At 69.5% G+C, this 13,254-nt stretch carries 10 protein-coding genes and 1 pseudogene; 8 read left to right on the top strand and 3 right to left on the bottom strand.

All coding sequences use genetic code 11. The features are described 5' to 3' along the window. Window positions 1-39: 39 nt before the first annotated feature. On the bottom strand, window positions 40-1,317 hold the full coding sequence (locus HCC78_RS19965; RefSeq protein WP_172330557.1) for a replication initiation protein: 1,278 nt from the start codon (window positions 1,315-1,317) through the stop codon (window positions 40-42). A 747-nt stretch (window positions 1,318-2,064) separates the two neighbouring features. Between HCC78_RS19965 and HCC78_RS19960 the strand changes: the two genes are divergently transcribed. The 4 genes from HCC78_RS19960 to HCC78_RS19945 all read left to right on the top strand — a co-directional run bounded on the left by HCC78_RS19960 (window position 2,065) and on the right by HCC78_RS19945 (window position 7,128). Continuing rightward, window positions 2,065-3,441 (top strand): AAA family ATPase, encoded by a 1,377-nt coding sequence (locus tag HCC78_RS19960; protein ID WP_172330556.1) that lies wholly within the window; start codon window positions 2,065-2,067, stop codon window positions 3,439-3,441. Window positions 3,442-3,455: 14 nt separating this feature from the next. Next, the gene (locus HCC78_RS19955) at window positions 3,456-4,577 is read left to right on the top strand and encodes a ParB N-terminal domain-containing protein (protein ID WP_172330555.1); all 1,122 of its coding nucleotides are present in this window, start codon (window positions 3,456-3,458) and stop codon (window positions 4,575-4,577) included. A 107-nt stretch (window positions 4,578-4,684) separates the two neighbouring features. Then, window positions 4,685-5,695: a prolyl oligopeptidase family serine peptidase gene (locus tag HCC78_RS19950; RefSeq protein ID WP_172330554.1), complete on the top strand. Its 1,011-nt coding sequence runs from the start codon at window positions 4,685-4,687 to the stop codon at window positions 5,693-5,695. 287 nt (window positions 5,696-5,982) lie between these two features. After that, entirely contained in the window at window positions 5,983-7,128 is a 1,146-nt protein-coding gene (locus HCC78_RS19945; protein WP_172330553.1) for a muconate cycloisomerase family protein, read from the top strand. A 74-nt stretch (window positions 7,129-7,202) separates the two neighbouring features. Here HCC78_RS19945 and HCC78_RS19940 read toward each other — a convergent pair whose 3' ends face one another. After that, window positions 7,203-8,099 (bottom strand): LysR substrate-binding domain-containing protein, encoded by an 897-nt coding sequence (locus HCC78_RS19940; protein ID WP_172330552.1) that lies wholly within the window; start codon window positions 8,097-8,099, stop codon window positions 7,203-7,205. A gap of 228 nt (window positions 8,100-8,327) precedes the next feature. On the opposite strand from HCC78_RS19940, the gene HCC78_RS19935 reads away from it, so the two are divergent. After that, window positions 8,328-8,870 (top strand): hypothetical protein, encoded by a 543-nt coding sequence (locus tag HCC78_RS19935; protein WP_172330551.1) that lies wholly within the window; start codon window positions 8,328-8,330, stop codon window positions 8,868-8,870. An 82-nt stretch (window positions 8,871-8,952) separates the two neighbouring features. Here the strand turns inward: HCC78_RS19935 and HCC78_RS19930 are convergent, their stop codons facing one another. Beyond that, window positions 8,953-9,828 (bottom strand): dioxygenase, encoded by an 876-nt coding sequence (locus HCC78_RS19930; RefSeq protein WP_172330550.1) that lies wholly within the window; start codon window positions 9,826-9,828, stop codon window positions 8,953-8,955. A gap of 672 nt (window positions 9,829-10,500) precedes the next feature. On the opposite strand from HCC78_RS19930, the gene HCC78_RS19925 reads away from it, so the two are divergent. The 3 genes and pseudogenes from HCC78_RS19925 to HCC78_RS33850 form a co-directional block, all read left to right on the top strand. Then, a complete protein-coding gene (locus tag HCC78_RS19925) occupies window positions 10,501-10,884 on the top strand; it encodes a hypothetical protein (protein ID WP_172330549.1) in 384 nt (127 codons plus the stop codon). Then, window positions 10,881-11,741: an alpha/beta fold hydrolase gene (locus tag HCC78_RS19920; protein ID WP_172330548.1), complete on the top strand. Its 861-nt coding sequence runs from the start codon at window positions 10,881-10,883 to the stop codon at window positions 11,739-11,741. The genes HCC78_RS19925 and HCC78_RS19920 overlap by 4 nt, the downstream gene beginning before the upstream one ends. Before the next feature lie 1,156 nt (window positions 11,742-12,897). Continuing rightward, a pseudogene (locus HCC78_RS33850) lies at window positions 12,898-13,254 on the top strand (hypothetical protein); the annotation flags it as partial.

The following is a 13,254-nucleotide window of genomic DNA, read 5'->3' as shown; positions in this document are numbered from 1 at the left end:
CATCCCCCGCCCCCAGGGCAAGGTTTCGCTGCGAAAGGGTCAGACGCCGTCGAACAGGCCCGGCACCAGTTCCTCCCAGAACGCCGCCATGGCGCGCGCGTTCAGCGCAGAGGACCAGCCCAGACGCTCGAAATCTCCGCGCTCCAGCGGATCGGAGAGACGCGACAGGAACAGCCGCCGGTCGGCGTCGCGCTGGGTCGGGGTGCGCGCCGCCACCGCCTCGCGGATCCGCTCCATGCGCGCCGCCCGCGCCCGGCGCTCGGCATCCAGCGCGCTGTCCCGCGCCGCCTGCGCCGCCGCGCGTGCCTCGTCCTCCAGCGCCCGCTCCGCCGCCGCCTGCACGGTCTCCTGCGGCGGCTCCGGATCCGCCGCCCGGCCGCCGTAGCCGCCCTTGATCGCCGCCGAGAGATAGCGCAGCGGGCTCTTTACCCCGCCCTGCCCGGCGACGAATTCCAGCCGCTCGGCGACGTAGTCCTCGCCATGCTCGGCGATCCACTGCCGCGCCAGCCGGTCCTGCACGCCCAGATCCCGCAGCCGCTGGTAGACCCCGCCCTGGCGCAGCCCCTCGCCGTCGTCGATGTCCAGCATCGCCAGCTGCGGGTTCTCGCGGATCAGGAAGCGGATGTCGGTCACCGCCCGGCCCTGCTTGCGGACCTCGGGCGTCACCAGGATGTTCGAGGTCCGGTTCACCTCGGCCAAGGCGGGCTTGATGATCTTGGCGTTGAGCTGCTTGTAGACCTCGTAATAGGCGCTGCCGTCCACGCCCATGAGACGGCGGAACAGCTCCAGCGGCCACCACCCCGTCGATCCCGTCCGCACGAAGCGGTAGCAGTTCTCGTAGAGCGCCAGCGCATGGCCCGAGGTGAACCGCTTCTGGATGTTGAGGTTGATCAGCGCGAAGACCTTCGGGTCGTGCAGCTTTGCCGCCAGCGCGGGCGAATAGGCGTATTCGCAGACCCCGCCCTTCAGCTTGGCATAGCTGAGCAGCGCCGAGACCCCCCATTCATGCTCGCCGTCCTCGGCCAGCATGTCCCACTCCGCGACCGTCTCCGCCAGGCCGCGCAGCGAGGCCTTCAGCGTGTCCATGTCGTTGGAGTTGTAGCCGATCATCAGGCACAGCGTCTTGGCGTCGATCCGGTGGGTCTGCGCCGTCGTCAGCGTGTCATAGGCATTCAGGAGAAGCACGTTCGACAGCTTGCGCTGCAGCAGCGTCAGCTTGCCCGAGACATGGATCGCCGCCACGTTCTTCTTCACCGAATCCCGCCGGAGGGATCCGGTCAGCCTGGTCCTGTCCGGGGAGGTCTCTGCCTGTGCCATCGTCTGCTCGCGAGTCTTCTGCTCTTGGGCCCGCAGGGTATCGCAGTCAGGCACCCGGACCAAGCTCTTCCTCAGGTACCCGTCCACGGGATGCCGGAGGGCCCTGCCCTGCGCTTCCCGAATCTGGGCACCTTTGGCGGGATCTGGTCCCCGCAAACAGGTACCTCAAGCCCCGCAAAGCCTCCCGGAAACGGGCACCTGAAGGCGCGAAACCGCCTGAAAGCGACTCTGACAGGCCGTTTTTGGGCCTTCCCGCATCCGGATGCCCCTGCCCCCGGGAATCGGCTCCCTTCCTACCGCATCCGGGTGCCCATCATCCCGCAAACAGGTGCCCCTTGTCCCGGATCCGGACACCCGGACTGCGCTTTCCCCTTGGAATCGCAAGCTTTCCACTGCCTAAAGACTCCAAAGAGACTCAAAGATCCTACAGTTTGAATTGCCCTTCTCCGGGAGATCAAAGCAGGGATTTCGCCGCGAAACCTCCGCACCTCGCAAAATGTCCGGCCGGAACTGCAGCACACGCCCGCACGGGAACCGGTTTTTTCCGAATCCCGCCATCGGCTTGGACGCCTCCCCCCTGCCAGCGACTGCCAAGCGCACCTGGCCGACCACGCGGTCCGGGTTCCCCAGGGGCCAGGTGCCCGGATACGGGGCTCCGCGACCGAAAAGATTCCCATGCGCGCCCGCATGTGCGATATTCGCCGCAAATCGCGCGAAACGGCGCACATCCCGAGGCAGACGATACATATGGCAAAAAAGCCCGATCTTCCGCCCCCGCCCTATCTGGGTCTAGACCCGGAGGCCGCGGCGGCGAAGCTCCCCGATCCTACCGATACGTCAAGATTCGCCAAGGCTGCCGCTTTTGCAGCCCGCGGCCGCGACGACCTGGCCCGGCGCGGCTATGCCCCCGACGGCAAGAAGCGGCTGCGGAAATTCTCCACCTGGGAAATCACCCGCTACCTGATCCCAGTCGCCCCGGCGCATCTGCGCCGCGTGCTGAAGAACAATCCCGACCTGCCGCAGGGCGAGGGCATCGGCGGCTCCAAGTGGTTCACCCTCGAAGAGGTCCTCCGCCTGCGCGCCCATCTCGCCGAGGGCGGCACCAAGGACTACCTTCCCTACCGCCCGCCGGGCCTGCCCGCCAAGGTCGTCGCCGTGGCCAATTTCAAGGGCGGCGTCGGCAAGACCTCGACCGCGGCGCATCTGGCGATGTCGGCCGCGCTCGACGGCTACAAGGTGCTGGTGATCGACCTCGACAGCCAGGGCTCGATGACCTCGATCATGGGCGGCCAGGTGCCCGACGAATGGAAGACCGTCTTCCCGCTGGTGGCCCGCGACTATGCCCGCTCGGTGATGCAGGAGAACGCGGTGCGCGAAGCCCGCGGCGAGGCCCCCCTGCCCCTTGACGAGACGCTCGGCGCCGCGCTGGAGACCAAGGCCTCCGACGTGATCCAGTCGACCCACTGGCCGAATATCGACCTGATCGGCGCGCAGCTGAACCTGTACTGGGCCGAGTTCCAGATCCCGGTCTGGCGGATGGCGCTGCGGCAATGGCCGCTCTGGGATGCCCTCGGCAACTTCCTTGCCGACGACGGCATCCTCGACCAGTACGACATCATCATGCTCGATACGCCCCCGGCGCTCGGCTACCTGACGATCAACGCGCTGGCCGCTGCCGACATCCTGCTGGTGCCGCTCGGGGCGTCCTTCCTGGAATTCGACTCCACGGGGCGGTTCTTCGACATGCTCTATTCCACCTTCGCCTCGATCGAGGACGGCGAGAACTCGGCGCGCCGCGCCGCGGGGCTCGACGAGGTAAAGTTCGAATGGGACGTGGTGCGCACGCTGATCACCCGCTTCGATACCGGCCAGCAGGCCGATCTGGCCAACGTCATCCAGGCTTATTTCGGCGATTTCATGAACGCCCACCGCCAGGATTTCACCGCGCTGGTGGGCCAGGCCGGCGAGCAGGTGAACGGCATCTACGAAGCCGACTACCGCCAGTTCAACCGCGAGACCTATGTCCGCGGCCGCGAGGCCTTCGACCGGACCTATGCCGAGCTGAAGGAGATCCTGATCGGCTCGTGGTGGCGCGACGCGCAGATGGCCCGCGCGGCCGAGTGACGGAGATTTAGCACATGGCAAAACGGACCAGACTCACCGCGCCTTCGGCTGCCGAGCTGTCGGAACTGGAGGCGGGTTTCGCGGCGAAACCGGCGGCGCCCGCCGCGCCGCGCGGCCCCGGCATGATGCCGCCCATCGCCCAGGTCGCGGCCGATGCCGCCGCCCGGACCGAGACACTGCCGCCGGAGGAGCGTGCCGAGCGTGCCCGCGACCGCAAGGATGCCGACAGCTACCGCAGCGCCTCCGCCGAGGGCCGGCTGCTGCTGAGCCTGCCGACCCGCGAGATCATCGCCGACGAGCTGACCCGCGACCGGATGCAGCTGGATCCCGAGGAGATGGCGGAGCTAAAGGCCTCGATCCGCGCCAGCGGTCTGCGCCTGCCGGTGGAGGTGTTCGAGCTCTCCGAGGCCGATCCGTCGGGCGCGCGCTTCGGCCTGCTCTCGGGCTTCCGCCGCCTGGCCGCGATCCGGGCGCTGGAGGCCGAGACCGGCGACCCGGGCTTCGCCCAGATCAAGGCCATCGTCCGCGAGCCGGGATCGGCTGCGCGGGCCTATCTGGCGATGGTCGAGGAGAACGAGATCCGCGCCGATCTTTCGCCTTACGAACGCGGCCGGGTCGCCGTGCTGGCGGTCAGCCACGGCGCCTTCGAGCGAGTCGAGGATGCCGTCGACGGGCTGTTCCACGCGGCCTCCAAGGCCAAGCGGTCGAAGATCCGCTCCTTCGCGCTGGTGCATGAAGAGCTGGGCGACCTGCTGGTCTTTCCCGAGGCGCTGACCGAGCGGGCCGGGCTGAGGCTGGCCACTGCGCTGCGCGCCGGGATGGGGCCGCAGCTGCGCCAGGCGGCCGGGCAGGGCGGTTCGGGCGATCCGGCCGAGGAATGGGCGGCGCTGGAGCCCTGGTGCCTGGAGGCCGAGGCCCAGACCCGCGATCCCCGCCGCGGCGGACGGCCAAAGGCCGCCAAGCCGGCGCGGCAAAGGGAGGACGGCTTCGGCATCCGCCATCTCGGCAACGGCGTGACCCTGCGGCGCCACTCGGATGCCAAGGGCTACTACATCCGCTTCGAGGGGCGCCATGTCGATGCCGAGCTGCTGGAACGGGCGATGGACGAGCTCGCGCGGCTCCTCGGACCGGCGTGAGTCCCTTGCGGTTTCGCCGCGAAACCCGCGCAGGCCTGCGGCGCCCGGGTCGTTTACCAATTTGCAGGAACCTGCTAGCCAGCGCAGGCCGAAATTGTCCGAGTCCCATGCTGCCCAGAGCCCTCCTTGCCCCGCTTGCCGTCCTTGTCCTGCTGCTGCCCGGCGCGGCGGCGGCGGCCGGTTTCGAGATGGAGGAGCTTCCCGCTGCCGAGGGACAGGATGGGGCGCCGATGCGCGTCGGCATCTGGTACCCGAGCGATGCCGCGCCGCCCGGGACGGAGACGCTGTTCGGCCAGCATCTGAGCCTCGATGCGCCGCTCTCGGAGGGACGCCATCCGCTGGTTGTGATCAGCCACGGCCAGGGCGGCTGGATGGGCGGCCATGCCGATACCGCGCTGGCGCTGGCGGAGGCGGGCTACATCGTCGCCGTCCCCGAGCACCGCGGCGACAACCTGCAGGACGAGAGCGCGCTGCCGTCCGAGTGGATGGTCACCCGACCCGCCGACCTGCGCGCGGCGATCGACTACATGACCGAGGCCTGGCCCGAGGCGCAGCAGGTCGATGCCGCCCGGATCGGCGTCTACGGCTTCTCCGCGGGCGGCTACAGCGCGCTGGTCGCGGCCGGGGCGCTGCCGGATATCGGGCTGGCGAAATCCTTCTGCTCGGGCAATCCCCGGGAATATGCCTGCCGCAAGGGATTCCTCGACGGCGCCGAGCCAGGGCAGGTCGAACCGGCTCTGGAGCAGGTGGCCGGCGACAGCCGGATCGGCGCGGTGGCCGCGGCGGCGCCGGCGCTCGGCTTCGCCTTCGGCGCGCTCGACCTCGCCGCGGTCGAGATCCCGGTGCAGATCTGGTCGGGAGCCCTGGACCTGCGGGTGCCGCACAACACCAACGGCGCGCTGGTCGCGGCGGGGCTGGCGGCGGCGCCGGACGTGCATGTCGTCGAGCGGGCCGGGCATTTCGCCTTCCTCGCGCCCTGCAACCCGGCGCTGGAAATGGCGCATCCGGCGCAATGGGCGATGTATTGCGTCGATGCCGAGGGCTTCGACCGCGCGGCCTTCCACAAGGACATGAATGCCGCCCTGGTGCGGTTCTTCGACAAGTCGCTGAAGCGCTGATCTTTCTAGGTTACCGGACGTAGCTGCCGCGGGCAGGCGGCGGCTGTTTTGAAAGCTAAATCACTTCAAAGCGCCGCTATTGCACCGGCGCCAAGGGTGCCCATTTGCGGGGCCGCCCTGTGCGCGCGCGGCGGGGCGGGGAGAGGGCGCTGCGTCGCGACGGCCCGGCAGGGCCGCGCGGGTATCACCTGAGACCGCCGCGGCAATCGACAGCGCGCGGGCGGAAATGCGACCTTCCGGGAAGACGAACCCCACCTGACGCAGACGAGTAGAACGGCAAGGCCAGCATGATCACCATCGACCGCATCACCACCGAGATCATAGACCTTCCGACCATCCGCGGGCATGTCCTGTCGATGGCGACCATGACCGCGCAATCCGTGGTTCTGGTGCGGATGGATTTCTCCGACGGCTCCACCGGGCTCGGCGAGGGCACCTCGATCGGCGGGCTGAGCTATGGCTCGGAAAGCCCCGAGAGCATCAAGTCGGCCATCGACAACTACCTGGCTCCGGTGCTGGTCGGCACGGATGCCGGCAACATCTCGGCGGCCCGCAACCTGATCGCCAGGGCGGTGCGCGGCAACCCGATCGCGCGCTCCGCGGTGGAAATCGCGATGTGGGACGGCCTGGGCAAGCGGCTGGGCGTGCCGGTGGCGCAGCTGTTCGGCGGAGCGGTGCGGCAGGGGATCGAGGTCGCCTGGACGCTGGCCTCGGGCAATTCCGAGAAGGACATCGCCGAAGCCGAGGAGATGCTGGAGACGCGGCGCCACCGCCAATTCAAGCTGAAGATCGGCAAGCGCGCGCTGCGGGACGACCTGGCGCATGTCGGCCGGATCAAGGCGGCGCTCGGCGACCGGGCCACGCTGACGGTCGACGTCAACCAGGCCTGGGACCTGCATACCGCGCGCGAGGGCCTGCGCGGGCTGGAGGAGATCGGCGTCGCCATGGCGGAGCAGCCGATCGACCTGCGGCAGCGCGACCAGCTGAAATCGCTGACCGACGGATCGGCCATCGCGGTGATGGCGGACGAGGCGCTGAACGGGCCGGTGGATGCGCTGCGCCATGCCGGCGACCGGGCGGCGGACGCCTTCGCCGTGAAGGTCGCGCAGTCGGGCGGCCTGGCCAATGCGGCCGAGGTGATCGCCATCGCGCAGGCGGCCGGCATCGGGCTCTATGGCGGGACGATGCTGGAATCGGGCGTGGCGACCGCGGCCTCGCTGCAGCTCTTCTGCACGGTCGAGCACTGGGCCTGGGGCTGCGAGCTGTTCGGGCCGCTGCTGTTCACCGACGAGATCCTGGCCGAGCCGCTGACCTATCGCGACTTCCAGGTCTGGCTGCCGGAAGGGCCGGGGATCGGCGTCGCGCTCGACGAGGAGCGCGTGCGCCGCTACCGCCGCGGCGGGTCGGCCGCGGTGCCGATCGTCGCCGAATAGGACTGGTGCCCGCTCCCTGGCGCCTGCTCCCTGGCGCCGTTCCGCCCCGGCCTCCGTGCCGGGGTCTTTTCGTTTCAGTGGATCTTGCGGGCGACGCTCTGGGCGATGCGGGCGAAGTTGCGGACATGCACGCCCTGTTCGTCCAGCCGGTAGTTCAGCGACAGCTCGGTCTGGCCCAGCTCCGGCTCGAAGGCGAGGAAGCGGATGCCGTTGCGCGCGCCGGTGGCGACCGAGGCCGGCACGATGCAGACGCCTTCGCCGATCGCCACGAGGCTGAGCGAGGTCTGCAGGTCCATGGCGAAGACGCGCGTCAGCGCGCCCGTGTCGGCGCCCTGCGCCTCGAGCCGCTCCAGCACGAAATCGGCATAGCTGGGGCGCGGGAATTCCGGGTAGAGCACCAGGGTTTCGTCGGCGAGTTCGGGCAGGGAGACGAAGCCGCTGCGCGCGGGGGCGAAGGTGTCGGGCGCGGCGAGGACCAGCGGTTCGTCGATCAGCTTGATCTTGGTGAATTCGGCATCGCGCAGGGCAGGGCGGGCGAAGGCGACATCGATCTCGCGGCGGATCAGCTGGCGGTGCAGCTGGGCGTTGTTCATCGGCAGCAGCGACAGGTCGACCTGCGGGCAGTGGGCGCGGAAGGATTTCACGATGTTGGGCAGGATGCCGTAGGTCGAGGAGCCGACGAAGCCGATGCGCAGGCGGCCCTCGGCGCCCTGGCCGAGCCGCGCGATCTCGCGCTCGGTTTCGGCGACGAGGCGCTGGATCTGGCCGCCGCGCTCCTTCAGGCGCTCGCCCGCCTGGGTCAGGGTGACGGCGGAGCGGCCGCGGTTGAAGAGCAGTGCGCCGATCTCTTCCTCGAACTGCTTGATCTGGCGCGACAGCGGCGGCTGGGCGATGCCGAGCCGTTCGGCGGCACGGCCGAAATGGAGCTCTTCGGCGACGGCCATGAAATAGGCGAGCTGCTTGAGGTTCATGACGCCCTCCCCGGCGCATGTGTCAGGGAACCGACACTGCCCCGGATCGCTGCCGGATGCCAGAGGCGGCATGGCCCGCGGCGGGGCAGGCCGGCCCGAGAAGGCATGCCGGAACGGCCGGGTCCCGCAGCGGCGCCGGCGGCCGCAGGTCGGGGCTGCAATTCTTGACATGGGGGACGGCCTGCATTCCACACTCTGCATGGGTTCCGGAAATTGCAGGGAGATCGGATGATGAGGAAGCGACTGGCCGCGCTTTCGGCCGCTGCGGCTCTTGCGGCAGCGGGCGCGCAGGCGGCGACGGTCTACGATGAATCGCTCTCGGGAGATGCCGGAGACGTTGTCGTTCCAGGCACGGATGTCGGCACCCTGCCAGGCCATGCCGTGTCTACGATCTTCGGCGCCTACGAGGCGGGGGGAGCGGGCCATGGCGACGGGGCCGACGAGCAGGACTCGTACACGTTCGCCGTCCTGCAGCCGTTCGCCGTCAATGCCGTCACCCTTTCGGGGGAGGCGGCCCGCTATTCGCTCTGGCTGATGCCGGATCCGGTCCATCTGGGGAGCACCTCCGCCGGGACGGACATCTTCGGCGTCCAGGCCGCGGGGCGCTATTCGGTGACAGTGATCGGCTTGGGCAACATGGGGGCGGGCGCGTACCGGATCGAGATCGTCCCCGGCATTCCGGACGTGCCGGTTCCGGTTCCGGCTCCTGCGGCCCTGCTGTCCGGCGGGCTGGGCGTGGTGGCGCTCCTGCGTCGGGCGCGGCAGGTCTGAACGAAACAAGGCGCCGGGATCTGAGATCCGCGGCGCCTCATTGCCTTGGCAGCCCCCGGACGGGTCCGGGGGCGGGGGAGGATCACTCCGCTGCGATCGCCTCTTCGGCGGCGGCGCGGGCGAGCACGAAGTCGAACTTCACGTAGAGATCGGTGCCGAGCTCTTCGGGCGCCGGGACGAATTCGCCGACCAGGCTGTCCTTGACCGCGAAGACGCTGTCATTGTCGAGCCACTTGGACGAGCTGTCGTAGATCTGGCTGATCAGCGTGCGGTAGCCGTCGCGGGCGATCATGAAATGCATGTGGCCGGGACGGTTCGGGTGGTGGCCCATGTAGCGCAGCAGCTCGCCCGCGGTCTCGTCCGAAGGGATCGGGTAGGGCACCGGGCGGATGGCGCGGAAGGCGTAATGGCCGTTCTCGTCGGTCTCGAAGCGGCCGCGCAGGTTGTAGTCGGGCTGGTCCGGGTCGTGGTTCTCGTAGAGCCCGTTCGGCGCGTCTTCCCAGACATCGAGGATCACGCCCTGCAGCGGGTTGCCCTCGGCATCGCGGACATGGCCCTCGAAATAGACCGACTCCTGGCCGTCGAAATCCTTCTGCACGGTCGAGGCGCCCTTGGGCAGGACCGGCGGGTTGCCGCGGTAGAACGGGCCGAGCACGGTCGACTCGGATTCGCTGCCGCCGACCACGTTGGTCAGCATGTCGACCAGCACCTCGACGCCGACGATGTCGCCGAGCAGGATGAATTCCTGGCGCTTGTCATCGCAGGTCTGGCCGGCGCGGGCGAGGTAGTCGCAGGCGGCGAGGAATTCGTGGTGCTGCAGGCGGACATCCTTGACGAAGCCGTGCAGGTGGCGGATCAGCGAGGTCATGATCTCGCGCTGGCGGGTGTCGATCTCGCCGTTCTGGCCGAGCGAGCCGATGACGATGTCGGTGATGTTTTCAAGCGTGACCTTGCCCATGGGGCGTCCTCCGATTTTCCGGCCCGCCTCTCCTCCGGCGGGCTTCCGGTCGCCCCAATGCTTGGCCGATCGTTGCGGCGCGACCAATGCCTGCGGCGGTATCGCGCGATACTCTCGCAGCGGCGGCGGTCCGGCAAGAGGGCGGGAGAGGCGCAGGAAGGCCCGACCCGGCTGCCCGCAGCGCGCCGTTCCCGGCCGGCCGCGGTCGGGCCCGCGCTGGCCTCCGGCGGATGGGAGACGCGGCCGGCCCTGCAGCCCGCGCTCCGGCTGGAGGTCAGCCTGCGGCTGGGGCGCGCGGCGCGGGGTCTGCCTGCGGCTCCTCCGGCCCGTGGCCAGTGGCCTGTCATGCGGGCAGCGGCTGGCCATGCCGCACGGGTGCTCGCAGGGGCGGACCGCGCAGGCGCTTCCGTGCCTGCCGCCGGAAGCCGCTTGCAAGCCCTGCGTGTCCTGCAGCGGTGGCTCCTGGGGTGCCGGAGTGGCAACGCCCTCCCGCGGCGGCGGCGCCGGAGCGGCGTGCCGACCCGATCCGGCTGCGGCCGGGAAGGCAGGCGCCGGCATCTGCCGGGTCGGGCCCCGCCGGGACGCCGGTATCGGTCCATACCCCGCCCGGCATTGCGGCAGCGGTGCCGGAATGCAGGCTGTGCGCAAGACGGCAGACGAACGGGAGGACCCATGCTGGAGAGATTCGAGGAGATGGCCGAGGCCATCGAAGCGCGGCCGCACCTGCTGCGGCTCGGGGCGCTGTTCTCCGAGACCGTCCTGGTCGAGGTGGACGGCAGCGAGTACTACCTGGCCTTCGAGAAGGGCCATCTGGTCTCGGTGACCGAGGGCCCGTCGAAGAAGACGCCGTGGCGCTTCGCGCTCGCCACCGACGCCGCGGCGCTGGAGACCTTCTGGCAGCCGGTGCCGCCGCCCGGCTTCCACGATATTTTCGCCATTGCCAAGATCGGCCGCCTGAAGATTCTCGGAGACATGCTGGCGCTGGTCAAGAACCTGCGCTTCGTCAAGGAAGTCCTGGCCCTGCCGAGGGCCGCGCAAGGGGAGAAGGCGGCATGAGCATCGAACCGATCGCCGGGCGCTACCTGACCGCAGAGATCGCCGGCCGCCGCCAGCGCATCTATTTCGAGGAAGCCGGCCAGGGCCGTCCGGTCCTGTGCCTGCACACCGCGGGGGCCGACACCCGGCAGTGGCGCCACATCCTGAACGACGCGGAGATCACCGCCTCGAACCGGATCATCGCCTTCGACATGCCCTGGCACGGCAAGTCGCTGCCGCCGGAGGGGTTCCAGACCGAGGAATACCTGCTGACCACCGAAGTCTACATGGAGACCGTGCTGAAGGTCGCCGAGACGCTCGGGCTCGACCGGCCGGTTCTGGCGGGCTGCTCGATGGGCGGGCGGATCGCGCTGCAGCTGGCGGCGCAGGCGCCGGAGCGCTTCTCGGGCTTCATCGCCATCGAGGCATCGGATTTCCAGCCCGCCTGGTACGACATCGACTGGTTCCACCGCCCCGACGCCCATGGCGGCGAGATGGGCGCGGCGCTGGTCTCGACCAACATCTCGCCCTTCGCCCCGGAGGCGGAGCGCTGGAACACGCTGTGGATGTTCATGTCCTCGGGCCCGGGCGTGTTCCGCGGCGACCTGAGCTTCTACACCCGGGACGAGAGCCTGACCGGCCGGCTGAACGACATCGATACGGCGCGCACCCCGGTGCACCTGATCGTCGGCGCCTATGACTTCACCTGCACGCCCGAGGACGCGGCGCGCACCGCGGCGGCGATCCCCGGCGCGACGCTGTCGGTGATGGAGGAGCTCGGCCATTTCCCGATGAGCGAGCACCCTGCGGGCTTCCGCCCGTTCTTCGTCGAGGGGCTGGGCAAGATGCCCGGAATGGACCGGATCGCGGCGGAATAGCGCCATAGGCGGAGACGCAGCCTATCGGGGCGGGCCATCGGTCCGCCCCTTTGCGTTTCCGGCGGACTTGCGGGCGGAGGCAGGGGACTGGATGTCCGGATTCTGCAGCGGGGCGAGCCTGCATGGAATGCCGGCGCCGTCGCCGCGGGCGCTGCGCGGGAAGCCGCGGTTGATGCAGGGACGGGGGCGCAGGTGGCGGCAGCTCTGGCCTGCAGCCTTTCGCAATCGGGGGCGGAGGGACCGGGCTTGGCCCGGCACGTCGCATGGTCCCGAGGCTCCCGGGCTGCGCTGCCCGGAGCGATGCAGCGGCGGAAGGCAGGTGACGGCATGTCCCGCTGGCGGAGTGCGCGCGGCCTGATCCGCCGGCCGCTGCCGCAATGGCGAAATCGTTCGGGCAGTCCTTCGGACCGATGGCGTTCGTGCGCTCGCGCAGAGGTGAGCAGCGTTCGAATGCGAGCTTCGCCGCTACGTCTGAACCGGACGTGCGGCTCTACCGGACATCGCCCGGCTCTGGCACGATGCCATGCTTGACGGGACATGCGGTGATGGAGCACCGCGGCAGATCCGGGGGCCGTGGCGAGCTGCCCCGGGCGCGCGGCAGTGCGGAACGCAAGGCAGCGCCGGCATGATGCACCGCCACTTGCAGGGGTCCGCCGGGCGGCTGGCGGCTCGCAGCCGGCAGGGCTCATGATGCCGCTGGAGTCGCGTCCGAATGCAGGCGCGCCTGCATCGCGCCGCTTTTCGCGCAGGAGGCGCGGTTCTCGGCCATCGATGGCCGGACCGCGCGGCACATGTGCTGCGCCCTGTCGCCAGGGCACCGGAACCGCATCGAAGAGCTGTTCGATGCGGTTCCGGACACCGGGCGGCGCGTAGCTGAGCGTTCATCAAGGGGTCGAGCGGGTGTGATCCCGCTTCTTCATTTTCACCTTGGCGGCGGCAAACCTTGTCCGGCTGCCGCGGCTGCTGGCCGTCTGACGATTGCGACTGCTGCGGCTTCCAGGCCGCAAGGCGGAAAAGGCAGGTCTGCCAGTCTGCCGCGGCCAATAAATTCGCGGAAACCGCTCCGGCAGCCCTACTATTTCAGCACCTTGCAAGTGTCAGGGCACATTGATTTGGTTGGCTGGCGTGAGGCACCGCCCGGAAACGGGCGGCGAACATGTCAGATCTCCTCCGGTTGAGCGGCACGCAGATGGCGCGTCTCTGGCCCTGCTTTCCGAAGTCGCACGGCAAGGCCCGGGTTGATGACCGGCGCGCCCCGAGCGGCACTGTCTTCATCAATCGCCATGGCGTGCGGTGGCGGGACGTGCCAAGGGAGCAAGGCCCTGACAGTTGCGGGGGACCGTGGCGCCAGCGGCGCCGCGACAGCCCCGGAAAAGCCCTGCAACCGTTGGAAGCGGCGGAGCGGCAGGGGCGTCTTCGCCCGGATCATGGCCGGCCTGGCTGACGGGCACGGGGAGGAGACCGCGGCGAGGATCGGCGCGGCCCACCCGGAAGCCCATCGCACGGCGTCCGG

Source organism: Mangrovicoccus sp. HB161399 (assembly GCF_013184745.1).
GTDB lineage: Bacteria > Pseudomonadota > Alphaproteobacteria > Rhodobacterales > Rhodobacteraceae > Mangrovicoccus.
The sequence above is the reverse complement of the archived record's forward strand: the minus strand, read 5'-3'. Positions and strand labels throughout refer to the sequence as shown.

Coding starts and splice junctions, on each gene's coding strand:
- HCC78_RS19945 (WP_172330553.1), top strand. CDS start 5,983: ATGATCACCATCGACCGCATCACCACCGAGATCATAGACCTTCCGACC.
- HCC78_RS19920 (WP_172330548.1), top strand. CDS start 10,881: ATGAGCATCGAACCGATCGCCGGGCGCTACCTGACCGCAGAGATCGCC.
- HCC78_RS19960 (WP_172330556.1), top strand. CDS start 2,065: ATGGCAAAAAAGCCCGATCTTCCGCCCCCGCCCTATCTGGGTCTAGAC.
- HCC78_RS19925 (WP_172330549.1), top strand. CDS start 10,501: ATGCTGGAGAGATTCGAGGAGATGGCCGAGGCCATCGAAGCGCGGCCG.
- HCC78_RS19965 (WP_172330557.1), bottom strand. CDS start 1,317: ATGGCACAGGCAGAGACCTCCCCGGACAGGACCAGGCTGACCGGATCC.
- HCC78_RS19950 (WP_172330554.1), top strand. CDS start 4,685: ATGCTGCCCAGAGCCCTCCTTGCCCCGCTTGCCGTCCTTGTCCTGCTG.
- HCC78_RS19930 (WP_172330550.1), bottom strand. CDS start 9,828: ATGGGCAAGGTCACGCTTGAAAACATCACCGACATCGTCATCGGCTCG.
- HCC78_RS19940 (WP_172330552.1), bottom strand. CDS start 8,099: ATGAACCTCAAGCAGCTCGCCTATTTCATGGCCGTCGCCGAAGAGCTC.
- HCC78_RS19955 (WP_172330555.1), top strand. CDS start 3,456: ATGGCAAAACGGACCAGACTCACCGCGCCTTCGGCTGCCGAGCTGTCG.
- HCC78_RS19935 (WP_172330551.1), top strand. CDS start 8,328: ATGATGAGGAAGCGACTGGCCGCGCTTTCGGCCGCTGCGGCTCTTGCG.